This is a genomic window from Xanthomonas sp. LMG 12459 (assembly GCF_009192905.1).
Classification (GTDB): Bacteria; Pseudomonadota; Gammaproteobacteria; order Xanthomonadales; family Xanthomonadaceae; genus Xanthomonas_A; species Xanthomonas_A sontii.
In genome coordinates, this window is sequence record NZ_NSGT01000020.1 from 1 (window position 1) to 25,759 (window position 25,759).

The following is a 25,759-nucleotide window of genomic DNA, read 5'->3' on the forward strand; positions in this document are numbered from 1 at the left end:
CCCACCCCCCCCCCCCCCGGGGAGGGGGGTTGGGGTGAGGGTGCGGCGGAGCCCGCCATGCCGGCATGCGCACTACCCAAACCGCACCAGGCTTCGCCCGTACCCTCATCCGCCCCTTCGGGGCACCTTCTCCCGAGGGGAGAAGGAACTCAGATGCCAGCATGCGCCAGCCCTCTGACACCTTCCCCACCCGCCTGCTCGCCTGGTTCGACCGCCACGGGCGCCACGACCTGCCCTGGCAGCATCCGCGCAGTCCGTACCGGGTGTGGCTGTCGGAGATCATGCTGCAGCAGACCCAGGTGGCGGTGGTCATCCCCTACTTCCTGCGCTTCCTGCAGCACTTCCCGACCCTGCCGGCACTGGCCGCCGCCGACAACGACGCGGTGATGGCGCAATGGGCCGGGCTCGGCTACTACGCCCGCGCGCGCAACCTGCACGCCGCCGCCAAGCGCTGCGTGGAACTGCACGGCGGCGAGCTGCCGCGCGATTTCGAGGCCCTGCATGCACTGCCCGGCATCGGCCGCAGCACCGCCGGCGCGATCCTCAGCCAGGCCTGGAACGACCGCTTCCCGATCCTCGACGGCAACGTCAAGCGCGTGCTGACCCGCTACCATGGCATCGCCGGCTATCCCGGCCTGCCGGCGGTGGAAAAGCCGCTGTGGGCGCTCGCGCACGACCACGTAGCCGCCGTGCCCGACGGGCGCATGGCCGACTACACGCAGGCGCAGATGGATTTCGGCGCCACCCTGTGCACCCGCGCCAACCCGGCCTGCGTGCTGTGCCCGCTGCAGGACGACTGCGTGGCGCGCCGCGACGGCCTGGTCGAAGCGCTGCCCACGCCCAAGCCGGGCAAGACCCTGCCCGAGCGCGAGGCGCTGGCGCTGTTGCTGGAGAACGCCGCCGGCGAATTGCTGCTGCAGCGGCGGCCGCCGACCGGCATCTGGGCCTCGCTGTGGACCCTGCCGCAGGCCGACACCGACAGCGAGCTGCGCGCCTGGTACGCGCGCTGGATGCGCGGGCGCGCCTACGACGACGCCAAAGCGCTGCCGCCGATCGTGCACACCTTCAGCCATTACCGCCTGCACCTGCAGCCACTGCGCCTGCGCAAGGTCGCCATGGGCGATGCGCTGGGCGACAATGACGACCTGCGCTGGGTGGCGCGCGCCGACCTGTCGACGCTGGGCCTGCCCGCACCGATCCGCAAACTGCTCGACGGCCTCTAGCGCGCCAGCGCGCGCCGCCGCACGCACCGCCAGGAATTGTTGCCATGTCCCGCACCGTCTTCTGCCAGTACCAGCAACGCGACGCCGAAGGGCTCGATTACGTGCCCTATCCCGGCGAGCTCGGCAAGCGCGTGTTCGCGCACATCGGCAAGGCCGGCTGGCAGGCCTGGCTGGCGCACCAGACCATGCTGATCAACGAGAACCGGCTGTCGCCGCGCGATCCCAAACACCGCGCGTTCCTGGAAGCGGAATTGGAAAAGTTCCTGTTCCAGGGCGGCGCCGACAAGCCCGACGGCTACGTGGCGCCCGACCAGGCCTCCTGAGCACCACCGCGTCGTCGCGTCACTCCCACGTACCGACGCTCGGACACCGCCAAGCGCCTGCGTTCGTCGCACCTCACCCGACCTCCAGGAGCGTCTTCAGCCGCGACACGGCCTTACCGGCAATACCCGTCGCGGCTGAAGCGTGCGCCCCGGAGCCATAAGGGCGTGCCGCACAGCACCTTGCAGTGCACCTGACGCAACAGGCTGCACCAGCAAGCGACAGCGCGACATCACCCTAGCCGCACCACCGCGCGCGCCGCCTCGCGAATCCCGAATCCCGGCACTGCGTCAGCTCCCAGGCGCCTGCTGCGCCCGCTCCTGCACCTTGGCCTCGCGCAGTTCCTTCTCCGAGGTGCGCAGCGCCTTGACGTCGAGCGGGCGGATGCTGTCGATGCGGCACGGCAGGCGAATCGCGGCGGGGCCGCCGCCGAGCACCAGCACATCGTCGAACTTCGCCGAGACCTGGCTGCCGAAATGGGTGATGGCGATGCTGGGGGCGAAATCCAGGTCCTGGCAGGTGCCGGCGAATTCCAGCAGATAGGCCTGGTTCGGGCGCGTCCACACCGCCAGCGCGCTGTCGCCGAGTGCGGTCCAGCCGCTGAGCCGGTTGAAGTACTGGAAGTCGCGCACCGGCGCACCGGCGTGGGCGCGGTACAGGGTCAGACGCTCGTCGTCGCTGAGCCGGTTGGTGGCACAGCCGGCCAGCACGGCCGTGGCGACGAGGGAGGACAGCAGCAGGCGTTTCATGGCAGTGCTCCCGATGGTGTGGAGCGCATCATGCGCCCGCCGCCGTGCACGTGAGCGTGGATAAGCGCGCGGCGTTCAGCGACAAGGCAGCCAACGCGTGCGGCGACGGCAGCGCTTACTGCGAAGCACCACGCGCGGACTCGCAGAAGCGCTGCCGGTACTCCAGCGCCTTGGGCATCAGCGCCTGCAGGTTCTGGATGCGGGTGCCCGGATTGGGATGGGTGGAGGCGAACTCCGGCGGCGCCTGGCCGCCACTGCTGGCGCTCATCCGCTCCCACAGCGGCACCGCCTCGCGCGGGTCGAAACAGGCCGCCGCGGCCAGCATCAGGCCCACTTCGTCGGCCTGGGTCTCGTGGCTGCGCGCGTACGGCAGCAGGTAGCCATAGCCCATCGCCGCCATCGCCATCTGCTGCTGTTGCGGATCCAGGCCGCCGGCGGCGCCGGCCATCTGCCCGATCTGGGTCAGCTTCTGCTGGGCCATGCGCTGCGCGCCATGCCGCAGCAGCGCATGCGCGATCTCGTGGCCCATCACCACCGCCATCGCGTCGGCGTTCTTGGCCACCGGCAGCAGCCCGGTGTAGACCGCCATCTTGCCGCCGGGGAGGCAGAACGCATTGGCCTGGTCGGACTCGATCACGTTGACGTCCCAGTCGAAGCCGCGCGCGTAATGCTTGGCCTGCATGCCGTGCTCGGCGGCCAGCGCGTCCTCGACCACGTCGACCTTGGCGATCAGCCGCTGCGCGATCGCACGCACCTGCTGCGCCACCTGCGACTGCGGATCGACCGGATGTTCCTGCGCCAGGATCTCCTGGTACGCCTGCAGACCCAGCGCCTTCTCGTCCTCCACATTCAACGACCGGTCGATCAGCACCTGTTCGCCGGTGTACGGATCCTCGCTGCGGTTGGAGAACCAGTAGAACCCGGCATACACGGCAAAGCCCAGCAGTACCAGCCAGCGCACCCCGCCCAGCGGTCCACGGCGGCCGCCGCCCGGTTCGCCGCCCTGGCGGCCGAAGACTTGGTTCATCGCACTCCCCCTCGCTGACTGGTGAGGCAATCTAGCGCCGGCACCGGCGCGGCGGCGTCAAATGCCGCGCACCAGGCGGAAGCCGACGCGTGCGCTGGTGCTGTCCGAATCCTGCATCAGCCGCCACGCCGCGCGGGTCTGCTCCGGCGCATTGGCCCAGTTACCGCCGCGCACCACCCGCGAGCGGCAGCCCGGGTTGTACCAGGCCGCGCCGTCGGCCGGCGCGCGGCGATAGCTGGCGTGCCAGCAGTCGGCGACCCACTCGCTGAGGTTGCCGGCCATGTCGTGCAGGCCCCAGGCGTTGGCGGAAAAACTGGCCACCGGGGCCGGGCCCCAGAAGCCGTCGGTGTAGCCGACGAAGGCATTGCGCCAGTGCCGCCCGCTGGGCGAGACGTCGCCGCCGCCGGTGAAGTTGCCGCTGCCGCGCGGCGGCGTGCCGGCGTTGCCCCAGGGATAGCGGCCGCGGCCGCCGGCGCGCAGAGCGTATTCGAACTCGGCCTCGCTGGGCAGCCGGTAATGCCGCCCGGTCTGCTGCGACAACCAGGCCGCATAGGCCTCGGCGTCGCGCACGCTGACGTGCATCACCGGGCTGTTCGGCGCCGCCCGCGCGCCCTGGTAATCGGACTGCCAGTCCACGCCGTTGCGGCGCACGAAGTTGCCGCTGCGTTCGTCGTAGACGGTGGAATGGCCGCGGCGGGTGGCGCGCGGACGCGCATTGGTCGCCTCCACGAAACGGCGGAACTCGGCCACGGTGACCTCGGTGATCGACATGGCGAAACCGCGGTCGAAGCGCACGTAGTGCTGCGGCATCTCCGCCGGCGAGGCGCCGGGTTCGGTCTCGGCCGCGCCCATGCGGAAGCCGCCGTGCGGCACCACGATCATCTGCGGGCCGCGCCCGCCGTCGTGCATGCCGTCGGTGAACACCTGGCCGGGGCGGAAGCTGCCGTAGTGGGTGGCCAGGTCGATGCGTTCGCGCAGCATCGCCGCCACCGGGTCGCCGGGATCGGCGATGCGCAGCACGTCGCCCAGGCGCTCGCGCGCCGACTTCAATCCGGCCGGGGTGGCCAGATCGCGCAGGCCGGCATCGCGCAAGGCGGCGATGCGCGCCACCCGCACCTGCTCCACGCGCTCGCGCGCGTCGTGCACCGTGGGCGCGTCCTCGCGCACCCGCGCCGCGCGCGCCAGCCAACTGCCGGCGGCGGCGAAATCCGAGGCCGCCGCGGCCGTCTCGGCGCGACGGATCAGCGCGCTTTCCACCGCCGCCACGCCCTGCCGCGCGCGCGCATCGTCCGCATCCAGCAGCAACGCCTCGCGGAAATTGGCCAGGGCGCCGTTGCCGTCCTCGCCCAGGCGGCCGCCGCGCAGGTCGTCCTCGCCGGCGCGGTTGTAGGCCAGCACCCGCGAGGCGGTCTCCACCCGCTGCTGCAGGCGCCGCACCGCCGGGTCATCGGCATCCAGCCACAGCGCCACCATCGCGATGCGCGCGGCCTGCTCGAGCGTGCGTTCGGAAAGATCCGGATCGCCCAGCGCCTGCGCGCCGAGTTGCAACAGGCGCCGCCGCGCCTTGCGCAGGCCGTCCTGGGCAACGCGATCGTTCGGCGCCAGGCTGCGGATCGCCAGGTACAGCGGAATCGCCGACTGCGCATCCTCGAACAGGCGATCCTCGACCAGCGCGCGCGCCGCCTGGCGCCGCGCCTGCGGCAGGCCGCTGCGCGTCAGGGTCGGCAACGGCGGCTGCCAGCGCGCCACGGTCTCGGCCGCATCCTCGCCGCCGATGGTCACGCTGGGCGCCTGCACCGGCTTGGCCGGCGCCGACTGCGCCGTAGCGGTGGCGGTGGCAGCGGCGGTCGCAGGCGCGGTCTCGGCGGCCGGCGCCGACGGCTGCCGCGCACAGCCGACCAGCGCTGCCGCAAGCATGCTCCAGACCATCACAACGCCGCTGCTGCGCACTTTTCCTCCGAACCATGGACCTTGCGACGCCATCCCGTCCGGCGCGCCGTGCGGCCGGCGGAGCGACGTTAGGCTATTCTCGCCTGCCTGAGCAAACCCTGCAGTCAACGGAAATCACGTGCCTTACTGGATCAAGCAACCTGCCGAGCTGAGCGAACGGCTGGCGCAGCGGCCGGCCCGCATCGGCCTGGATACCGAATTCGTCCGCGAACGGACCTACTGGCCGCAACTGGCGCTGGTGCAGATGGCCGTGGGCGACGAAATCCTGCTGATCGACCCGCTGATCCCGGGCATGCCGCAGGCGCTGGCGCCGTGGCTGAGCGACCCGGACATCCTCAAGATCATGCACAGCGCCAGCGAAGACCTGGTCGCCTTCAAGTGCGCCTGCGGCACCCTGCCGCGGCCGCTGTTCGACACCCAGATCGCCGCCGGCCTGGCCGGGCTCGGCGCCGGCATGGGCTACCAGAAGCTGGTGCTGGAGATCACCGGCGTGCACCTGGCCAAGGGCGAGACCCGCTCGGACTGGCTGCGCCGCCCGCTGTCGCCGGCGCAGCTGGAGTACGCCGCCGACGACGTGCGCCATCTGTTCGCGCTGCACGACAACCTGCAGGCGCGGTTGCAGACCCTGGAGCGCGGCGACTGGCTGCACGAGGACGGCGAACGCCTGCTCGGCACCGTCGAGCACGACGACGGCGAACGCTGGCCGCACCTGGGCATGCGCTCGGCGCAGTTCATGGACCGCCCCGCGCAACTGCGCCTGCTGCGCCTGCTGCGCTGGCGCGACGCGCAGGCCCGGCACAACGACAAACCGCGCAGCTGGATCCTGGACAACGAACTGGCCGCCACCCTGGCGCGCTTCTCGCCGCAGGACCAACCGGCCATGCTGGCGCTGTTCGACAAACACCCCAAGGCGCCGCGCAAGCTCAGCGATGCGGTGTGGCAGGCGCTGACCACCCCACTGGCCGACGAAACCGACGCCCCGCAGGCGCTGGCCGCCAGCGACGACAACAAGGCCGCGCTGAAGCGGCTGCAGGACGCGGTGGCCGCACGCAGCGCCGAACTCGGCCTGCCCGACGGCCTGCTCGCCTCGCGCAAGCATCTGGAAGCCCTGCTGGAAAGCGCGCAATGGCCGGCGCCGCTGGCGGGCTGGCGCCGGCGCGAACTGGAACCGCGGCTGCAGCCGCTGCTGGCGGCCACGCGCTGAGCGGGCGCGGCCGGGCCGATCGCGCCGCCTCGTCCGCGCAGCGCGATCGGGTCAACGATCGGGCATAAAAAAAAGGCCAGGAATTCCTGGCCTTTTTCGTTCGCTCAGTACTTGAAGAGCGGGAACTTCAGATCCGGGTGGCGCGCCTTCCATTCGTTGTAGGCGGCGGTGCCTTCCCAGGCGGCGAATGCCTTCGGGGTGCGGCCGCGGCCGGACCAGGTTTCGCCGGTATGCGGCAACTGGTACTTCGGCTTGACCTCGCTGCGGCCGCCGGCGGACTTGCCGCTGGCCGGCTTGGGCGCCGCGCTGGTCACGTAGGCGGCGATCTCGTTGCGCTGCTTGGCGCTGAAGAACTCGGCGAACTGCTCCAGCAGCGACAGCACGTTGGCATGCGCCGCATTGGTTTCGCCCTCGCGCGCCTGCCGCTCCTGCTCTTCCAGCTTGCGCATTTCTTCCTGCAGCTTGGCCTTGGCTTCGGCGATCTGTTGCAGGTTGCGAACTTCCGTCATGTGTAAAAGACCTGTCTTTAGTAAAAGGTATGAAGCGGACGGTATATTTCGTCCGGAACGAAATCACCGCGGGGGATTTCGGCCGTCGAGTATATCGACTCCATGCGCGCGCTGTAGACAAAAGGCGAACACGTTTTCCGGCCCGACCGGTCCCCTGCCCCGGCGCCGCCGATGTTGCACTGCCCCCTTGGCACGCGGCCCCGTGCCCAGTTACACTACGCGTCTGATGTGGGGCGGTAGCTCAGCTGGGAGAGCGTCGCGTTCGCAATGCGAAGGTCGAGGGTTCGATCCCCTTCCGCTCCACCATCTTTCCGTCCTAGACGGTGCAAACGAGGCCAGAAAGCCCTGCGACACAAGGCTTTCCGGCCTTTTTTGTTTCCGAGGCAGTCTAGCCGAGACCGCGCAAATCCGGCGGTAGCTGACGGTAATTTTGGCGGTAGCAAGGGCATCCCCTACCCTGTTACCGTCAAGGAGCCGCCCAATGCCTCTCACCGATACCGCCATCCGTAAAGCGAAACCCGCCGCCACGCCTCAGAAGCTGCGCGACGGCAACGGCCTGTATCTGCTGCTACGACCCGACGGCGCACGCTGGTGGCGCTACGACTATCGCCGCCCGGTCACTGGCAAGCGCAACACCCTGTCGTTCGGCACTTATCCGGAAGTGAGCCTCTCGGACGCGCGAGAGAGGCTGGCGGAAGCGCGCCGCCTACTTGCGGCCAAGATCGACCCCGGCGAACAGCGGAAGGCCGTCAAGGCCGCTGGCGAGGCCGCCGCCGCGAACAGCTTCGAGGTCGTCGCCCGAGAGTGGTTCGCCAAGCAGCAGAAGGATTGGAGCACCCAGTACTCGGACAAGATCATCCGCCGCTTGCAGAGCGACATCTTTCCCTGGATCGGCAGCAGCCCCATCGCAGCCATCACCGCCCCGGAACTGCTGAAGCACCTGGAGCGGATCGAACAGCGAGGCGCCATCGAGACTGCTCATCGAGCCTTGCAGACCTGCGGCGCAGTCTTTCGGTACGCAGTGCGTACTGGCCGGGCCGAAGCCGATCCGACAGGTGCATTGAAAGGAGCGCTGACTCCCTGGCGATCCATGCCGTTCGCTGCTGCCACCACATCGGAGGAAGCGACGACCGTGCTGCGGAAGATTGACATAAGCACCAGCCGGCCAGTGGTCAGGAGTGCCCTGCGACTGGCACCGTTGCTGTTCGCCAGACCCGGCGAGCTTGTCCGCATGAGGTGGGCGGAGTTGGACCTTGACGCCGGACAGTGGCGTTACTTCGTGACCAAGACCAAGCGCACCCATATCGCCGCCCTTTCGACTCAGGCAGTGGAAATTCTGCGCGACCTACACCCCCTTACCGGACGCGGCGAGTTCGTTTTCCCTGGTGGGCGCGACCCTCGCAAGCACATGTCTGGCAATGCCATTTTAGTGGCAGCGCGACGCTGCGGCATCGAGAAAGACGAAAGCACCATCCACGGCTTCCGACACATGGCAAGCACGCTACTGAACGAAATGGGCCGCTGGAACCCCGATGCAATCGAATCCGCCCTAACCCATAAGATGCCTGGAGTGCGCGGCATCTACAATCAAGCACAGTATTTGGACGAACGCCGCAAGATGATGCAGGCTTGGGCGGACAACCTCGACATATTGAAAGCTGACCCTGCGAACAAGGTTGTTCTCTTCAAGCACAGAGTGGCGCGTGGGTAAGCTATAAGCCGTGGGCGGGGCATCTTTTCCGAGCGCCCCGCCCTTCGCCTACGCCACCAGAATCATCAAACGATTGGCTTGCTACCCATTGCTCGGTGCAGTAAGACGAACGACTCGCGAGCACGCACAAGCCCCAGCCTCATTTCGGTAATGGAGTCCACGGACTTACCCATGTAGAAGGCCACATCGTCAGGCGATCCGATCATGCCTTCCAGCACCTCAAGCTGAGCCCCCGCAATGAGTGGGTTCGCCAACTTGCCGTAACTCAGGGAATCTGCAAGGCTCTTGAGGCAGATTGCAATAAAGTAGGTTTTCTCTGCGGCATCGGCTCCCGCTTCCGCTGCGACGAAATCCGCTTTGGCTTTCACTGCTGAAGCAAGTGCCTCCACGGCATTGATACTTTGGCGGAACCGCCAGAAGCTCCACAGGTACCGCGCAAGCCAAAGACCCGCTGCGCATACCGCGACCGTTCCTATGAACTCAAGCATTGCGCCTCCTGCGGCAACGGCATCTGTATCGTTTCGGTGGCTACTGCTGACTGGGCGAACCAGTGCATTGGAACTCAACGGTCACTCGCCTTGATCCGCAGTTTCCGAATCCTCGGCGCGACAGGCATTCGGTGCTCTGCGAACCAAACGGCTCTGCGCCCTTGTACCCCCAATTCCTGCACTTCTGAGTGGCAAGTTGGACGGCCTCTTGTTCGCTCAAGTCGGGACGCTGGAACTCATTGCGCTCGTACGAAAGCGCAATCACACCATCTGCGCGGCTCGCTTTGGTTACCAGCCAGTCGGCATGAGTGGCACATGCGCCGACAAGCAGTACGACGGCCGCCGCACCGCAAAACTTCAATTTCATGGTGAACCCCCTTGGCATTCGGACCCTAGTTGTACAGGGCAGTCGCAGAGCTGTCCGAGCGCTCCACCAAGGAATGATAGAAGAGCCAGGCACCCATGTCACTCATAGAGGGTGTCCTCATAGGGCGTGGTCCGATAGAGGTTGCCACCGCATCGTTCTCACATGCCAGAGAAAGCGATGCCAACCGATCCCCGTGTCCTGTTTGGGCTGCGACTTGCCGAGGTCCGTAAGGCCAAGGGACTCTCCCAGGAACGTCTTGCCTTGGAGAGCGGGTTGGCGCGTAGCTACCTGGGCGGCGTCGAGCGTGGACAGCGCAACATCGCGCTACTGAACATCTACCGCCTTGCCGAGGCGCTGGGCGTGCATCCGAGCTGCTTGCTAGAGCCAACATCCCCCACCAAAGCTCGGTAACTTCAGGTATCGGCCAATCAGGCCAGAGTCATAAGTCATTGATTTTTAAGGCCACCTAATTTTGGTACACCTACGGCGAAGGGACGCATCTTTCGTTGGCGCGTACCTTGGCACCCAGTATTAGCTGCCTCCTATCAGTAGCAGCAAGCTCAGGAAGCTGTGCGCGTCTCCTTTGAACACCTATTAGGAGACAACAATGAAATACGACGCGGTAATGGAACAGTTCAAACAAGCCCAAACTCGCCTGATCAAGATTGGCGAGATACGAATCCACGACGCTCTGCAACCACGTGTTGCCCGCTTGGTACCGTTCAAGGACAAAGGGCGAGCCGAGGAAAGCAGCGAGCAACACATTGCTACGCTTCGCTTGGTACTGGAAGCGGCGGAGGATAAGCAGCTTGATCCGATTTGGCTCGCCGACATTGGTAGCGCCGAGCCGGTAGAAACTGGCTTGTATGTGGTCGATGGTCACCACCGCCTGAGGGCATACCAACAAGCAGGCAGAAAGCAAGTTCCGGCGGGTGTTTTAGCCTTAGATTGGCGGACGGCCCTGGTTGTTTCCAAACTGGTCAACTGCACTGGCAGATCGCTCGCCCTTCACAACGAGCAGCGCCGGGACGCGGCTTGGCAGTACCTTGCAGATCTAACGCATCGAGGAGCTATCGAGCTTCCCAGTGTGGGGGAGTCTTTACGCTCTGTCGCCGCTCGATTTGGCATCAGCAAGAGTACGGTAAGCAGCATGCTCACCAATATGCCGCACGTCATCGCTACAGAGTTCCACGCGCTGGCGATAGATCCCGGCACAGGTTGGCCGAGGTGGCGACATGTACGCGAAGCAAAGAACCCTTGGCAAACAAGCCTGCCTAGCTCGGACCAGCAGCAGCTAGACCGGGATGCAGAAAGGGTTGCGCGCCACATAGTCAAGCTCGTGGATGGCTCATCCCCAGCCGTGCGCGCCAGAGCGCTTGAGATGCTGGCGAACGACGAGGTGAGTGCCACAGATCAACTCGCATCGGTGGAGCTTCTTGCTCCCTTCAGCCCAGCACGCCGCCCTGTCCCAATTGGGACACCCGCTGTCCCAGCGCAACCGGCACATCTGGACAACTGACAGCCCCAGCCTGATTTGACCGCACTGCCGGCGGGAGAAGAAAAAGATTTTCGCTGCGAAATTACGCGGCAGTCACTTCAACCATCCAAGGCCCAGCCGCCCCCATGCCGCCCCCTCCGGGGAAAGCTGCCCAACGGCATGCACCACACCAACCCAAAGGCTCGCCGCAATCTCATGCAGCGGGCCTTTCTCATTTCAAGGAAGCCATGACGACTCAACCACAGACGACACTGCCGTATCACTTCATGCGCTTGCCCGAGGTCATCGCGACCGTCGGCGTCAGCAAGTCCACGCTCTATGCCTGGGCCGCTGCGGGCAAGTTCCCGAAGCCAGTACAATTCCCCGGTGGCAACATTGCCGCTTGGGTTTCCACCGAAGTGGCCGCATGGATGAGTGCAGCGGTAGACGCACGCAATGGTACGCAGGGCCTAGCCGCATGAGCTTGGCGGTAACTATGGCGGTAACAGCGCTCACCGCATCTGAAATACCTATTGCATTACAGTCACTTGCAGGTATTATTCGGGAGCCTTCCGCCCACCATCTTGCCGTCTTCGACGGTGCAAACGAGGTCAGACAGCCACCAGGCTCTCTGGCCTTTTTTGTTGGCCGATCTTGAGCCTGGCCGCGCTCGATCGCGCGGGGTGCGCCGTCCACTGGCGCGTCAGGCAGTCCTTGGCCGTCGTCCTGACGGAACGGGAAGCGGGATGCACTCCGCTCCTTCCCGCCGCATCGCTCAGTCGTGACCGCCCTGCTCCGGCTCATCCTGGCCGGAACGCGGGCCACGCTCGTGCGCCTCGCGCAGCTTCTGGTCTTCCAGGCCCGGCCGCTGCTTGGCGGTGTCGTCCTGGGCACGGTCCTGCCGGCCCTCGTGGATGCCCTGCTGCTTGCCGGACTGGGTGGTCTCGTCGTTTGCCATGGTCTGCACCTCGCTGGGGCGGATGCCCGTTCGCCGCCACCCTAGCGGGGCCGCCGTGATGCATGGATCACGGCCTACCTGACGTCACGCCGCCAGCGCCGGTGCGCCGACCTCGGCGATGTCGTCGCTGCGCAGCAGCCGCGCGCGGTCCAGCAGGATCACCAGCCGATCCTCCAGCTTGCCCATGCCCTGCAGCAGGTCGCGGCGGATATCGCTGCCGAAGGCCGGCGGCGCCTCGATCTGCTGCGGCGGCAGTTCCAGCACCTCGTTGACCGCATCCACCAGCAGGCCGAAGGACTGCGCGCCGCCGCCCTCGTCGGTGGCGGCGCTGGCGATGACGATGCAGCTGCGCCGGGTGACCTGGCTGGGCCCGCGGCCGAGCCGCGACTGCAGGTCCACCACCGGCACCACCGCGCCGCGCAGGTTGATCACCCCGCGCACGCAGGCCGGCATGGTCGGCACCGGGGTGGGCGGACGGTACTCGATGATCTCGTGGATGCCGGCGATGTTGAGCCCGAACAGTTCGCGGTCCAGCTGAAAGGTCAGGAACTGCCAGCCCCCCTGCGGCGCGTGCTCGGCCGCGCTCTCGTAGCGATCGTTGTGCATGTTCTTCCCCTTCAGAAGTTGACGAACTGGCCTTCGTCCGGCGCATCCGCCAGCGCGTAGGCCGGCACCGGGCGCGCACGCGGGCGCAGGGCCTTGCCGGCGTCGCGCAGCGGCCGGGTGGCGGCCGGCCTGGGCGCCACCGGCGCGGCACGGCGCGGCGCGGCCAGGTCCTGTTCGCGACTGAGGCGGAAGAACCCCATCGCCTGCTGCAGCGATTCGGCCTGGGTGCTCATCTGTTCGGCGGTCGCCGCCAGTTGCTCGGAGGCCGCCGCGTTCTGCTGCGTGGCCTGGCTGAGCTGGGACACCGCCAGGTTGATCTGAGTGACGCCGGAGGACTGCTCCTGCGAGGCCGAGGCGATCTCCTGCACCAGATCCGAGGTCTTCTTGATGCTGGGCACGATGGTGCCGAGCAGGCTGCCGGCGCGATCGGCCAGGCCCACGCTGCTGGCGGCGACTTCGCCAATTTCCTGCGCGGCCACCTGGCTGCGCTCGGCCAGCTTGCGCACTTCGGCGGCGACCACCGCAAAGCCCTTGCCGTGCTCGCCGGCGCGCGCGGCCTCGATCGCCGCGTTCAGCGCCAGCAGGTTGGTCTGATAGGCGATGTCGTCGATGATGCCGATCTTCTGCGCGATCTGCTTCATCGCCTGGGTGGACGCCAGCACCGCGTCGCCGCCCTCCACCGCTTCCTTGGCCGCCTGCGCCGACATGCCCTCGGTGACCTTGGCGTTGTCGGTGTTCTGCGCGATGGACGCGGTCATCTGCTCCAGCGAGGCGCTGGTCTCCTCCACGCCGGCGGCCTGCTCGGTGGCCGCCTGGCTCAGTGACTGCGCGGTGGCGCTGACTTCCTCGGACGAACCGGCCAGCGACTGCGCGCTGGCATTGACCTCGCCCACCACCTCCGCCAGTCGCTCGACCATCGCCTGCAGCGCCACCATCGCGCTGGTGCTGTCGTTGGGGCGGGTCGGCACCTGCACGGTGAGATCGCCGCGCGCGATTCGCGAGGCCACTTCCATCACCGTGCTCGGCTCGCCGCCAAGTTCGCTCATCAGCGACCGCGCGATCAGGAAACCGATCAACGAGGCACACAGTGCCGCGACCAGGCTGCCGACGATCAGGGTCAGGTTGGTGCGCTGCTGCAACTGCTCGGCCTCGGTGGCGCGCGCAGCGAGCAACTCGCTCTCGGCGCGACGCACTTCGGCCATGCGATCGCGCATGGCGTCCATGTAGGCCTTGCCCTTGGAAGCACGCACCGCAGCGGTCAGCGCCTCCATCGTCGCCTGGCCATCGTTGACGTTCTTGCGCAGCGCGATCTGCGGATGCACCGCCTGGCTGAGCCATTGCGCCTGGGTCTGCTTCAGCGCGTTCAGGCGCTCCTGCTGCTTGGGGTTGTCGGCGGTCAGCTCCTGCGCCGTGCGCAGGTGGCTTTCGAAGCTGGCGACGCCGTCGCGGTAGGGCTGCAGGAACGCGTCCTCGCCGGTCAGCGAGAAGCCGCGCGTACCGGTCTCGATGTTGATCAGGCTGCTGAGCGCGGCATCGACTTCGGCGATCACCTTGTAGGTGTGGGTGTTCCAGTAATTGGCCTGCGACAACGCGGACACGTTGAAGTACGCCACGCCGGCCAGGGCCAGCAGGATGCACAGGACCACGGCGAAGCCGCCGTAGAGCTTGGTTGCGATTTTGAGATTCTTCAGCACGGCACTCTCCCGACAATGGGCAGTTGTGACAACGACAGCGACACGGAACTGGCGGCGCGACAGGCGCCGCCAGGGAATGGATCAGGCGCGGCCCAGCAGCGCTTCGCTGCGGTCGCGATTGCCTGCAACGGAACGGCGCGCGGCGACGGATGGCGCACGCGGCGCCCAGCGCGAGCCAGCCGCACGCAGCGGCGCCACCGGCTCACCGTCGTCCAGCGCGTGCGTGGCGCGGCGCGCGCCGGCGGACAACTGGAAGAACGCCATGCTGTCCTGCAACTGCACGGCCTGCGTGCTCATCGATTCGGCGGTGGCCGCCAGCTCTTCGGAGGCGGTCGCGTTCTGCTGGGTGATCTGACTCAGCTGCACCACCGCCGCATTGATCTGGGTGACGCCGGACGACTGTTCCTGCGAGGCGGCAGCGATCTCCTGCACCAGATCCGAGGTCTTCTTGATGCTGGGCACGATGGTCTCCAGCAGCTGACCGGCCTTCTCCGCCAGTTCCACGCTGGAACCGGCGACCTCGCCGATCTCCTGCGCGGCCACCTGGCTGCGCTCGGCCAGCTTGCGCACTTCCGCGGCGACCACGGCGAAGCCCTTGCCGTGCTCGCCGGCGCGCGCAGCCTCGATCGCCGCGTTCAATGCCAGCAGGTTGGTCTGGTAGGCGATGTCGTCGATGATGCCGATCTTCTGCGCGATCTGCTTCATCGCCGCGACCGTGGCAACCACCGCCTCGCCGCCCTCCAGGGTTTCCCGCGCCGCCTGCGCGGCCATGCCGTCGGTGATCCTGGCGTTGTCGGTGTTCTGCGCGATCGAGGCGGTCATCTGCTCCAGCGAGGCGCTGGTCTCTTCCACGCCGGCGGCCTGTTCGGTCGAGGCCTGGCTCAGCGACTGCGCGGTGGCGCTGACTTCTTCCGACGCACCGGCCAGGCTCTGCGCACTGGCGTTGACCTCGCCGACCACCTGCTGCAGCTTCTCGACCATGCGCTGCATCGCCATCAGCAGCTGCGCGGTTTCGTCGCGGCCGCGCACCTCGATCGACATGCTCAGGTCGCCCTCGGACAGCGCATTGGCCACGCTGACCGCCTTGTCGATCGGCCGGGTCACGCTGCGGCTGATGCAGCAGCCCAGGCCGACCCCGAGCAGCACGCCGCCGATCACGATGGCCAGCATGGTGCGGGTGCTGCTGGCATAGATCGCATCGGTGGCGTCGTTGGCACGCGCCGCGTTGGCTTCCTTGGTTTCGCTGAGTTCGGACATCAGCGTATCCAGTTCGTCGGAGCTGCTGCGCACGCCCTTCGATAGGTCCGCCAGCTGCGCATTGCCCTGCGGCAGCGGCTCGCGCATCACCGAGTCGACGAACTGGCCGCGCCGCTCCAGGTAGGTCTTCCACACCTGGTCGAAGCGGGCCAGCTTGGCCAGCGTGGCCGGGTCGTCGAACGAGGTCCTGGCCTTGTCCATGTGCTCGACCACCTGGGCGGTGTACTTGTCGATGTTGGCAACGTGCTTGGCGCGGTCTTCCGCGGTACTGGCCAACTGCAGGTTGGCGCGCGACCGGCCGGCGTTGATCAGATTGATGTTGGCCTCTTTCAGGTGCGACAGACCAAGCAGTTCGCGCTCGTACAGCACCGTGGCGTAGTCGTTGATGCGGCCGGAGTTGCGAATGCCGACCCAGCCGATACAGGCGCCGATCGCCGCCACGATCAGGAATGCCGCCGTCAGCCTGACTCCGATTTTCATATTGCCCAACATGGTGTACCCCGATTCTTTGTGTGCGTCCGGTTGCGCAAGTGAGCGCCTCCAGCCGTCTTCCGCAACGCCTCGCGGAGTGGACACACTCGCTCTGAGGAGAGCGAGGACGCTGCGCCGCAACGTCTGTGCGTGAGGGCTATCGGCGTCATCGACAGCGCCTTTAAATCGCGTGAAAACTGCGGAATTCCGCATAGCGCAAGCGCTGCGGCGACGTTGCATGAATGCGCAACGGGCATTGCGGCGCAGCACTCGACGCGTGTGAAGAAGGCGCCTGGGCGTCTGCGGCGCGGATGCCGCAGTTGTTCTGCAATGGCAGATGACCCCGGTTCTGCACCGAAGGCGAAGTGGGATACCAACCCCTTTAATTTGTAGACAGAATGTGAAAGCGGCGCCGATATGCCCGCCCTCGTAGTGCGCGAGCGCGTGCATGGCGCCGCGTCTTCACACCATCGGCAGCGCCGCGACCGTGCGTCGTTCCGCCGCGGTGGCTCCGCGCAACAAGCGCTGCGCGCGCACGCGTTCCTCGGCATCGAGCTCCTGCAGCGCCTCGAAACGCTCGCCGACCCAGCTCGCCATCGGCACGCCGTCGCGGTACAGCACGCGCGCGCCCGCCACGCGTGGCAGCCGCGTGCCCGGGAGCACGCTGCCGAGCAGATTGGCCGGATCGGCGGCGGCCACGCACACCCAGGTGCCGTCGCCAGGCTGGCGGCGCAGTTGCCGCAGCAGACCGATCGCCTCCGGCAGGGCGAACTGTTCGCCGGACAGGCCATCGATGAAGCGCCCGCCGCGGATCTCGCCACGCGCCTCCAGGCGCTGGTAGACCCACAACAGCTCGCGCCACGGCGGCAGCCATGCCGCCTCGCGCTCGAGCAGGCGCCAGCAGACCACGCCGTAGCGGCGCAGCAGCGTCAGCGCGACGTGCTCGACCGCCTCGCTGCGCGCGGCCGGGTCGTCGGCCTCGGCGCCGGCCCGCAACAGCGCCCAGCGCCCGGCATCCTGGATGCCGCCGTACAGCGCCATGCGCGGCCGCCGCCGCGACAGCGCCGACGGGCGCTTCGATGCCGGCACCAGCAAGGCGCGCAGGCCGGCGTAGCTGTCGCAATGGACCCGACCGGCGGCGACCAGCTCGGCCAGCGCCACCTCCAGTTCGGTGGAGAGCAGGCGGGTGGCCGCGGCGATCTCGTCGAAGAACGAGGCGCCATGCGCCGCGAGATGGTCGGCGACCTTGTGCGCGCGCGAGCCGAGCGCATCGGCCTCCGGCGCTGGCGACAGCCGCGACCACTGCCCGGCGCTGCGCCGCGGCAGCAGCAGGATCGGCGTGCTGCGCAGCGTCGGCGCGGCGCCGCCGGCGCCGGGGCGCAACCGCGTCCACAGCGTGCGGCCGGCACTGCAGGCCTCGTCCAGCCAGGCCGGACGGTAGTCGCGCACCCGCGCAGGCAACAGTTCCGCCTCCCACAGCGGCGCCGCGGCCTCCACGCCCTCCAGTTGCGCCAGCACCGCGGCCAGCGCTTCAGCGCCCTCCACCTGGCCCTGTGCGTCCAGATGCTGCCAACGGAACAGGAAGCGCGCGTAGTCGCGCGGCGCCACCGGCTCGATCTCGCGGCGCAGGCGGCCGAGGGTGTAGCGGTGGATGCGTGCCAGCAGGTGCCGCTCGCACCACTCCTCGGCATCGGCGTCGGCACTGAACCGACCACCGAGCACATAGCCGTCCTGCTGCAGCGCCAGCAGCCCGGCCTGCACCTCGCGCAGCGGCAGGTGCAGCGGCGCGGCCAGCGTGGCCGCAGTGACCGGCCCCAGGCCTGCCAGCCGGCAGCGCAGCAACTCGCGCAGCGCGCTGTCGCGGTCCCAGTTGGCCACCGCGTAGCCCTCGGGACTGGCGATGGCCGGCCGCGCGCTGGCCTGCGGGTACAGCTGCGCCACCGCCGCCTGCGCTTCGGCCGTCACCCACAACGCCGCCGCGGCGCCGTCGACGCCGTGCAGGCAGGTGGCGCGCGCGTCGGCAGCCAGTTCATCCAACCACTGCCGCCACTGCGGCTGCGCGGCGGCCTCGGCGGCGCTCACCACCCCGAGCGTGAGCAGCGCCTCGTGCATCTCGTCGCGGCTGCGCGGCTGCGGCCAGGCCTCCTCGCGCACCGCGTCGATCGCCTGCGGGTCCAACTGGCCGAGATCGTCGGCGCTGTGCGGATCCTGGTAGCGGCGACTGTGCACGGCCTGGGTGCGCCGCTCTTCCAGCGGCGCGTCGTCGAGAAAGGCATAGGGCCGCGCGTCCAGCGCCTCGGCCGCCAGCGGCGAGGGCGCGGTCAGCTCGCGCGCCAGCACGCGCACCTCGCCGGCCTCGATGCCGCGTAGCAGCTGCAGCCAGCCATCGCTGTCCATCGCCTCGTCCAGGCAGTCGCGCAGGGTCTGCGCCACCAGCGGGTGCTCGGGAATCTCGCGCTCGCCGACCAGGTTCTCCGCGCAGGCCACCTGGTCGGGAAACACCGTGGCCAGCAGATCCTCGGACTTCATCCGCTGCAGTTGCGGCGCGACCTTGCGCCCGCCGGTGAAGCGCGGCAGCGCCAGCGCATTGGTGGCGTTCCAGCGCCAGCGCACGCCGAACAGCGGCGCGTCCAGCAGCGCCTGCACCAGCACGTCCAGCGCAGACGCGGCGCGCAGATAGCGCGCCACCTCGTCCAGGGCGAAGCTGTGCAGGGTCGACAGCGACAGCACGATCGCGTCCTCGGTCGCGGCCGCCTGCAACTCGAAATTGAAGGTGCGGCAGAAGCGCTTGCGCAGGGCCAGGCCCCACGCGCGGTTGATGCGGCTGCCGTAGACGCTGTGGATCACCAGCTGGGTGCCGCCGGTGGCATCGAAGAAGCGTTCCAGCACGATGCACTGCTGGGTCGGCAAGGCGCCCAGCGCCGCATGCGCGCGGCCCAGGTAATCGACGATCTGCTGCGCAGCGGCCGCGTCCAGCGCCAGCGGGCCGCACAGCCACTGCAGCGCCTGCGCCGCGCCGCCCTGCTCCAGCGCCTGCGCGACTTCGGCCCGCAGCCGCGACACGCCCAGCGACAACGCATCGCTGCGCCCGGGCGCCTCGCCGATCCAGAACGGGATGTTGGGCGGCGCGCCGCGCGCGTCCTCCACCCGTACCCGCCCCGCTTCCACGCGCAGGATGCGGTAGCTGGCGTTGCCGAGCTGGAACACGTCGCCGCCCAGGCTCTCCACCGCGAAATCCTCGTTGACCGTGCCGATGGTCTGCGCCTGCGGCTCCAGCACCACGCTGTAGTCGCCGGTCTCGGGGATGGTGCCGCCGGAGGTGAGCGCCGCCATCCGCGCACCTCGGCGCTGGCGCACGCGGCGATGCACCGCATCGCGATGCAGGTAGCCGGCGCGCGGCCCCAGCCGCGTGCTGAAGCCTTCGCTGAGCATGCGCAGCACCGCGTCGAACTGCGCGCGCGGCAACGCCGCATACGGCCAGGCGCCACGCACCAGCGCGTACAGCGCGTCTTCCTCCCACTCCTGGCAGGCCACCTCGGCGACGAGCTGCTGGGCGAGCACGTCCAGCGGCGCATCGAGCATGCGCAGCGCATCCAGTTCGCCGCGGCGCACGCAATCCAGCAAGGCCGCGCACTCGACCAGGTCGTCGCGCGACTGCGGAAACAAGCGCGCCTTCGGCGTGCCGCCCACCGCGTGCCCGGAGCGGCCGGCGCGCTGCAGGAACGCGGCGATCGAACGCGGCGAGCCGAGCTGGCAGACCAGGTCGACGTCGCCGATGTCCAGGCCCAGTTCCAGCGAAGCGGTGGCCACCAGCACCTGCAGCTCGCCGGCCTTGAGCCGGCGCTCGGCGAGCAGCCGGGTCTCGCGCGCCAGGCTGCCGTGATGCGCCGCCACCGCCTGCGTGCCGAGCAGTTCGCCCAGGTGCCGCGCGGTGCGCTCGGCCATGCGCCGGGTGTTGACGAACACCAGAGTGGTGCGGTGCGCGCGCACCAACTCGGCCAGGCGCGTATACGCCTGCTGCCACTGGTCGGCGGACATGGTCACGCTGAGCGGCGTCGGCGGCACCTCCAGCGCCAGGTCGCGGGCACGCGCATAGCCGATGTCGACGATGGCGCAGTCGGCAACGCCGTCGTGCACCGCGGCGCTGCCGACCAGGAAACGTGCGACCGCCTCGATCGGCTTCTGCGTCGCCGACAGGCCGATGCGCAGCGGCGGCGCCTCGCACAGCTGCTGCAGGCGCTGCAGCGACAACGCCAGATGGCTGCCGCGCTTGTTCGCCGCCAGCGCATGGATCTCGTCGACGATCACCGTGCGCACGTGGCGCAGCGTCTCGCGCCCGGACACCGAGCCGAGCAGCACGTACAGCGACTCCGGCGTGGTCACCAGCACATGCGGCGGGCGCCGCCGCGCCTGCGCGCGCTCGCGCTGTGGGGTGTCGCCGGTGCGTACCGCGGTGCGAATGGACACATCCGGCAAACCCAGCGCCGCCAGTTCGGCGCGAATGCCCTGCAGCGGCGCCTCGAGATTGAGCTGGATGTCGTTTGAAAGCGCTTTCAGTGGCGACACGTACAACACCTGGGTACGGTCCTGCAGGCCGCCTTCACGCAGGCCTTCGCGGACCAGCGCATCCAGCGCAGCCAAAAATGCCGTCAGGGTCTTGCCCGAGCCGGTCGGCGCGGCGACCAGCGTATGCCGTCCGGCCTGGATCGCCGGCCACGCCGCCGCCTGCGCCGGCGTGGGCGCCGCGAAACGTTGCTCGAACCAGCGTGCAACGGCGGGATGGAAGCGCGCCTGCGCCAACGACATGCGATCTCCTGGTGTCAGCGTCGCAACCAACCTGGGGCGCGCCGACGATGCCGCCTGTGCGGATTGTCCAGCTGGATGTCTTGCGCCATTTTCTCGGCAATGAAAATGGTGACGTTATCCAGGCAATCAAGCGCAACCTCGCGCGAGCCCTGTTTTTAGGGGTTTTTCCATTAAGCGTTCATCGAACGACATAATGTCTACCACTCGCTCCGCGTAGCGCGGTTATGTTGTCGACGGCGTCACGTATCCCGGCCTAGCGTTTGCGCATCACGCACAAGCTTCGCTTCTGGGAACGGAATGCGGCACGGCAACACCAGCGAACAACGGCATCGCCCATCACGCGCGCGGGACGCTCCACGACCCGCACACGCGATCGCGGCGGCGCGCGTTCGCGCCGCGTCCGCCTCCGTCTCCCTTCGACGTCGAACTGCCGTCGCCTCGCGGCGCGCGGCAGCGATGGCGGCGGCATCCGCCATCGGGTCCTGCACTGTGGGACTGCGCATGCGTTGTACCTCTCCACCGCCATCGCCAAGGAGCATCACCAATGGCACAGAGCAGCCCGTCACTCTCCAGTACCGACCTCAACCAGCGCCGCGGCAGCGACGCGCAACAGTCGCTCGGCGTCGCGCCTAACGTGTTCGAAGGCAACGATCCGGCCGCGATCGCGCGCGCGCTCAAGCAGTCGGCCGACCTGCACGCCCGCCGCCGCACCGGTCCGTATCGCTCGGCCATGTCGATGCTGACCTTCTACATCAATCGCGCCGGCGACCAGTTGCCGGCGCAGCGCCGCCAGATCCTGGAGCAGGCCAAGGACGAGTTGCGCAGCCTGTACGGCAAGCCGCGCAAGGGTGGCGCTGGCGACTGAGCACGCACACGCGCGCAGCGTGATGGAGCGATCAGTTCCGCACGCTGCCTGGGCGAAGCGCGCGCCGCGCGATTGCCGTCCTCCGACGCACTGCCACATGATGCGGACATGGCCAAGGCATCCGACATTTCGGACCTCATCCAGCACGCCGCCGCCGCGACCCAGGACGACGCGGCGTTGCTGTCGCGCATCATCCTGGCGCAGGGCGAAATCGCCGCGGCCGGCGGCGATCCGCTGCAGGTGGTCGACGTGGTCACCCGCCGCGCGCAGGAGCTGACCCGCTCCAATGGCGCCGTGGTGGAGATGTGCGACGGCAAGGACATGCTGTACTGGTCGGCCAGCGGCGTCGCCGAGCGCCACCTCGGCCTGCGCCTGCCCAGCAACGGCAGCCTGTCGGGGCTGTGCATGCGGACCGGCGAGGTCTTGCGCTGCGACGATTCGGAAGTCGATCCGCGCGTGGACCGCGCGGCCTGCCGGCGCATCGGTTTGCGCTCGATGCTGGTGGTGCCGCTGCGCTACGGCGACCGCAGCATCGGCGTGCTCAAGGTCCTCGCGCCGCACCCCAACGCCTACAGCGCACAGGACGTGCGCACACTGGAATTGCTGGCGACCCTGGTCGGCGCGACGCTGGCGCTGGCGATGGACCGCGCCGCACTGCAGACCGACATCGCGCGCCGCCAGGACATGGAGAAACACGCATTTCGCGAGAAGGCGGCGATCGCCACCCGCATCCGCGAAACCATCGCCGAGACGCGCCTGCAGATCGTGACCCAGCCAGTGCTGGCACTGGCATCGCAACGCATCGTCGGGGTGGAGGCACTGTCGCGCTTTCCGGCCAATCCGGCGCTGCCGCCACTGCGCTGGTTCGACGATGCCAGCCGGGTCGGGCTGGGCCTGGACCTGGAGCTGGCCGCCGCGCGCAAGGCGCTGGAGCTGCTGGCGCAGTTGCCGGCGCCGCTGTATCTGGCGATCAACGTGTCCGCACCGACGCTGCTGCATCCGCAGTTGCAGGCGCTGCTGCACGGCCACGACCTGTCGCGGATCGTGCTGGAAATCACCGAACAACTGCAGGCGCCGGATTACCCACGCCTGTCCGAGCACATCGGCCTGCTGCAGCGGCAGGGCCTGCGCATCGCCCTGGACGACGCCGGTACCGGTTTCGCCAGCCTGCGCCATCTGCTGCACCTTGCGCCGGACATCATCAAACTGGACCTGACCCTGACACGCGGCATCGACGCCGAACCGCGCCGGCAGCGGCTGGCGATGGCCATTCTCTCCTTCGCCGCAGAAACCAATGCCGACGTGGTCGTCGAAGGCATCGAGACCGAGAGCGAACTGGCGACGCTGCAGGCGCTGGGCGCGCGCTACGGCCAGGGCTACCAGCTCGCCCACCCCGGACCGCTGTCGGCGCATCTGGCACGCTATCCGGCGATCGAAGACGGCAGCAGCGGCTGAGAACGCCCACCGCAGGCGCGGCGCTGGTCCCCGGTTCGGGATCATCCCCCAGGAATTCCCAAGATCGCCATGCCGGCCTGGTCGCGGCTGAAGCCGCTCCTGCTTAAGCGTGCGCTACGGGCGCGCGCCCCACCCTCGCCGACCCTGGGCCGCTGTCAGCGCATCTGCAGATGCTCTCCAGCGATCGCTGGCAGCCTCGGCCAAGTCGCGGGCCAAATGCTCCGTCTTCCTGTGCAGGAGCGGCGTCAGCCACGACAGGATGTCACCGTTGGCGCCCCGTCGCGCCTGCGCAAACACCAGGCAAGAAAAAAGCGGGCCGAAGCCCGCTTTTTCCTGGAACGACGCTGGCAGCGTGCGGCTTATTCGGCCGACGCGCCCTCGCCCTCTTCCACGGCCTTCATCGACAGGCGGATGCGGCCCTGCTTGTCGACTTCCAGCACCTTGACCTTGACCACGTCGCCTTCCTTCAGCTTGTCGCCGACCTTCTCCACGCGCTCGCTGGAGATCTGCGAGACGTGCACCAGGCCGTCCTTGCCCGGCAGGATGGTCACGAACGCGCCGAAGTCCATGATCTTGGCGACCTTGCCTTCGTAGATGCGGCCCGGCTCGACGTCCGAGGTGATCTGCTCGATGCGCGACTTGGCGGCCTGCGCGGCGATCGCATTGACCGAGGCGATGACGATGGTGCCGTCGTCCTGGATGTCGATCTGGGTGCCGGTTTCCTTGGTGATCGCCTGGATGGTCGAACCGCCCTTGCCGATCACTTCGCGGATCTTGTCCGGGTGGATCTTGATCGTCAGCAGGCGCGGCGCGTAGTCGCTCAGCTCCGCACGCGGGGTGGTCAGCGCGCTGGCCATCTCGCCGAGGATGTGCAGTCGGCCGGCCTTGGCCTGCGCCAGGGCCTGCTTCATGATCTCCTCGGTGATGCCTTCGATCTTGATGTCCATCTGCAGCGCGGACACGCCGTCGGCGGTACCGGCGACCTTGAAGTCCATGTCGCCCAGGTGATCTTCATCGCCCAGGATGTCCGACAGCACCACGAAGTCGTTGCCTTCCTTCACCAGGCCCATGGCGATACCGGCCACCGGCGCCTTCACCGGCACGCCGGCGTCCATCAGCGCCAGCGACGAACCGCAGACCGAGGCCATCGACGAGGAACCGTTGGATTCGGTGATTTCCGAGACCACGCGGATGGTGTACGGGAACTCTTCCATGGTCGGCATCACCGCCAGCACGCCGCGCTTGGCGAGGCGGCCGTGGCCGATCTCGCGACGCTTGGGCGCGCCGAAGCGGCCGCACTCGCCCACCGAGTACGGGGGGAAGTTGTAATGGAACAGGAAGTTTTCCTTGTACTCGCCGGAGACCGCGTCGATCACCTGGCCGTCGCGGGCGGTGCCCAGCGTGGTGACCACGATCGCCTGGGTCTCGCCGCGGGTGAACAGCGCCGAGCCGTGGGTACGCGGCAGCACGCCGGCCTGCACGCTGATCGGGCGCACGGTGTCCAGCGCACGGCCGTCGATGCGCACCTTGGTGCTCAGCACCGAACCGCGCATGGTCTGGTATTCCAGCTCACCGAATTCCTTGGCCAGGTCGGCAGCGACCCAGTTCTCGGCGGTGGCACGCGGCGCCAGCTGCGCCAGCACGTCCTTCTTGATCGCCGAGATCGCATCGCGGCGCTGCAGCTTGTCGCGCACCTGGAACGCAGCGGCCAGCTGCTCGCCGACCGCTTCCTTCAGCGCGGCGATCATGGCTTCGTTCTTGGCCGGGGCAACCCAGTCGGACGGCTTGGTGCCGGCTTCGACGGTCAGCTCGTTGATCGCGTTGATGACCTTCTGCATCTCGCGGTGGCCGAAGGTGACCGCGCCCAGCATCACTTCTTCCGACAGCAGCGCGGCTTCGGACTCAACCATCAGCACCGCGTTGGCGGTACCGGCGACGACCAGCTCCAGCTGCGACTCCTTCAGATCCGACACGGTCGGGTTGAGGATGTACTCGCCGTTCTTGTAGCCAACCTTGGCGGCGCCGATCGGGCCCTTGAACGGGGTGCCGGCCAGCGACAGGGCGGCCGAGGCGCCGATCAGCGCGGCGATATCGCCGTCGATGTCCGGGTTCATCGACATCACCGTGGCGATGATCTGCACTTCGTTCTTGTAATCCTCCGGGAACAGCGGACGGATCGGACGGTCGATCAGACGCGAAATCAGCGTCTCCTTCTCGGTCGCACGGCCCTCGCGCTTGAAGAAGCCGCCGGGGATGCGGCCGCCGGCGTAGAACTTCTCCTGATAGTCGACCGTCAGCGGGAAGAAGTCCTGACCTTCGCGCGCGCTCTTGGCGGCGACGGCGGTGACCAGCAGTACGGTGTCGTCCATCTTGACGATGACGGCACCGCCGGCCTGGCGGGCGATCTCGCCGGTTTCGAGGGTGACGGTGTGCTTGCCGTACTGGAAGGTTTTGGTGATTTTTGCCACGGGGTTTCCTTGGATGATGCTGTCTGCAAATGGACCGCTGACGGCCCATGCCGCTGGCGGGTGGCCGGGAGGATCCGGCCGGTGGCGCGGAGCGATCCCCGGGCCACGGTACTACCCAAAACAAAACCGCGGCGCATCGCTGCGCCGCGGTGG

20 protein-coding genes and 1 tRNA gene are annotated in these 25,759 nt (G+C 68.1%); 10 read left to right on the plus strand and 11 right to left on the minus strand.

What is annotated here, in order from left to right; translation table 11 throughout:
• Positions 1 to 161 precede the first annotated feature (161 nt).
• Together mutY and CEK65_RS04125 are read left to right on the plus strand one after the other, a co-directional pair.
• A complete protein-coding gene (mutY, locus tag CEK65_RS04120; protein ID WP_152180872.1) occupies positions 162 to 1,223 on the plus strand; it encodes an A/G-specific adenine glycosylase in 1,062 nt (353 codons plus the stop codon).
• Positions 1,224 to 1,267: 44 nt separating this feature from the next.
• Entirely contained in the window at positions 1,268 to 1,546 is a 279-nt protein-coding gene (locus CEK65_RS04125) for an oxidative damage protection protein (RefSeq protein ID WP_017912227.1), read from the plus strand.
• 288 nt (positions 1,547 to 1,834) lie between these two features.
• Here CEK65_RS04125 and CEK65_RS04130 read toward each other — a convergent pair whose 3' ends face one another.
• The 3 genes from CEK65_RS04130 to CEK65_RS04140 all read right to left on the minus strand — a co-directional run bounded on the left by CEK65_RS04130 (position 1,835) and on the right by CEK65_RS04140 (position 5,237).
• Positions 1,835 to 2,293 carry a DUF6491 family protein gene (locus CEK65_RS04130; protein WP_017909671.1) on the minus strand — a complete coding sequence of 153 codons (459 nt, stop codon included), beginning with the start codon at positions 2,291 to 2,293 and terminating at the stop codon, positions 1,835 to 1,837.
• Positions 2,294 to 2,408: 115 nt separating this feature from the next.
• Complete coding sequence (locus tag CEK65_RS04135; protein WP_017909672.1) at positions 2,409 to 3,320, minus strand: M48 family metallopeptidase; 912 nt, start codon at positions 3,318 to 3,320, stop codon at positions 2,409 to 2,411.
• Positions 3,321 to 3,377: 57 nt separating this feature from the next.
• Positions 3,378 to 5,237, minus strand: a complete 1,860-nt coding sequence (locus CEK65_RS04140) for a formylglycine-generating enzyme family protein (protein ID WP_152180873.1) — start codon at positions 5,235 to 5,237, stop codon at positions 3,378 to 3,380.
• Positions 5,238 to 5,388: 151 nt separating this feature from the next.
• Here CEK65_RS04140 and rnd point away from each other — a divergent pair, with 151 nt between their 5' ends.
• Positions 5,389 to 6,474, plus strand: a complete 1,086-nt coding sequence (gene rnd, locus CEK65_RS04145) for a ribonuclease D (protein ID WP_152180874.1) — start codon at positions 5,389 to 5,391, stop codon at positions 6,472 to 6,474.
• 104 nt (positions 6,475 to 6,578) lie between these two features.
• Here the strand turns inward: rnd and CEK65_RS04150 are convergent, their stop codons facing one another.
• On the minus strand, positions 6,579 to 6,983 hold the full coding sequence (locus CEK65_RS04150; protein WP_152180875.1) for an H-NS family nucleoid-associated regulatory protein: 405 nt from the start codon (positions 6,981 to 6,983) through the stop codon (positions 6,579 to 6,581).
• A gap of 230 nt (positions 6,984 to 7,213) precedes the next feature.
• Between CEK65_RS04150 and CEK65_RS04155 the strand changes: the two genes are divergently transcribed.
• Positions 7,214 to 7,289: transfer RNA gene (locus tag CEK65_RS04155), tRNA-Ala, on the plus strand.
• A 175-nt stretch (positions 7,290 to 7,464) separates the two neighbouring features.
• Positions 7,465 to 8,694 (plus strand): integrase arm-type DNA-binding domain-containing protein, encoded by a 1,230-nt coding sequence (locus CEK65_RS04160; protein WP_152180876.1) that lies wholly within the window; start codon positions 7,465 to 7,467, stop codon positions 8,692 to 8,694.
• 65 nt (positions 8,695 to 8,759) lie between these two features.
• Here the strand turns inward: CEK65_RS04160 and CEK65_RS04165 are convergent, their stop codons facing one another.
• Positions 8,760 to 9,182: a hypothetical protein gene (locus tag CEK65_RS04165; RefSeq protein ID WP_040941190.1), complete on the minus strand. Its 423-nt coding sequence runs from the start codon at positions 9,180 to 9,182 to the stop codon at positions 8,760 to 8,762.
• A 544-nt stretch (positions 9,183 to 9,726) separates the two neighbouring features.
• On the opposite strand from CEK65_RS04165, the gene CEK65_RS04175 reads away from it, so the two are divergent.
• The 3 genes from CEK65_RS04175 (at position 9,727) to CEK65_RS04185 (ending at position 11,508) form a co-directional block, all read left to right on the plus strand.
• Complete coding sequence (locus CEK65_RS04175) at positions 9,727 to 9,960, plus strand: helix-turn-helix transcriptional regulator (protein ID WP_040942302.1); 234 nt, start codon at positions 9,727 to 9,729, stop codon at positions 9,958 to 9,960.
• Positions 9,961 to 10,156: 196 nt separating this feature from the next.
• Complete coding sequence (locus CEK65_RS04180) at positions 10,157 to 11,068, plus strand: ParB N-terminal domain-containing protein (protein WP_152180877.1); 912 nt, start codon at positions 10,157 to 10,159, stop codon at positions 11,066 to 11,068.
• A 206-nt stretch (positions 11,069 to 11,274) separates the two neighbouring features.
• Positions 11,275 to 11,508 carry an AlpA family phage regulatory protein gene (locus CEK65_RS04185; RefSeq protein WP_011347765.1) on the plus strand — a complete coding sequence of 78 codons (234 nt, stop codon included), beginning with the start codon at positions 11,275 to 11,277 and terminating at the stop codon, positions 11,506 to 11,508.
• 293 nt (positions 11,509 to 11,801) lie between these two features.
• On the opposite strand, the gene CEK65_RS04190 is transcribed toward CEK65_RS04185, so the two are convergent.
• From CEK65_RS04190 to CEK65_RS04210, 5 genes are all read right to left on the minus strand, one after another.
• Positions 11,802 to 11,984, minus strand: a complete 183-nt coding sequence (locus tag CEK65_RS04190) for a hypothetical protein (RefSeq protein WP_152180878.1) — start codon at positions 11,982 to 11,984, stop codon at positions 11,802 to 11,804.
• Positions 11,985 to 12,068: 84 nt separating this feature from the next.
• Positions 12,069 to 12,590, minus strand: coding sequence for a chemotaxis protein CheW (locus CEK65_RS04195; protein ID WP_152180879.1), 522 nt, complete (start codon positions 12,588 to 12,590; stop codon positions 12,069 to 12,071).
• An 11-nt stretch (positions 12,591 to 12,601) separates the two neighbouring features.
• A complete protein-coding gene (locus CEK65_RS04200) occupies positions 12,602 to 14,284 on the minus strand; it encodes a CHASE3 domain-containing protein (protein WP_152180880.1) in 1,683 nt (560 codons plus the stop codon).
• Positions 14,285 to 14,365: 81 nt separating this feature from the next.
• Positions 14,366 to 16,033 (minus strand): methyl-accepting chemotaxis protein, encoded by a 1,668-nt coding sequence (locus tag CEK65_RS04205; RefSeq protein WP_152180881.1) that lies wholly within the window; start codon positions 16,031 to 16,033, stop codon positions 14,366 to 14,368.
• 441 nt (positions 16,034 to 16,474) lie between these two features.
• Positions 16,475 to 20,818, minus strand: a complete 4,344-nt coding sequence (locus CEK65_RS04210; protein WP_152180882.1) for a DEAD/DEAH box helicase — start codon at positions 20,816 to 20,818, stop codon at positions 16,475 to 16,477.
• A gap of 544 nt (positions 20,819 to 21,362) precedes the next feature.
• On the opposite strand from CEK65_RS04210, the gene CEK65_RS04215 reads away from it, so the two are divergent.
• Together CEK65_RS04215 and CEK65_RS04220 are read left to right on the plus strand one after the other, a co-directional pair.
• Positions 21,363 to 21,683, plus strand: coding sequence for a DUF3175 domain-containing protein (locus CEK65_RS04215; RefSeq protein ID WP_017907565.1), 321 nt, complete (start codon positions 21,363 to 21,365; stop codon positions 21,681 to 21,683).
• 108 nt (positions 21,684 to 21,791) lie between these two features.
• Positions 21,792 to 23,138: an EAL domain-containing protein gene (locus CEK65_RS04220; RefSeq protein WP_152180883.1), complete on the plus strand. Its 1,347-nt coding sequence runs from the start codon at positions 21,792 to 21,794 to the stop codon at positions 23,136 to 23,138.
• A 359-nt stretch (positions 23,139 to 23,497) separates the two neighbouring features.
• On the opposite strand, the gene pnp is transcribed toward CEK65_RS04220, so the two are convergent.
• Positions 23,498 to 25,606, minus strand: a complete 2,109-nt coding sequence (pnp, locus tag CEK65_RS04225) for a polyribonucleotide nucleotidyltransferase (RefSeq protein ID WP_017915146.1) — start codon at positions 25,604 to 25,606, stop codon at positions 23,498 to 23,500.
• Between the last annotated feature and the right edge of the window lie 153 nt (positions 25,607 to 25,759).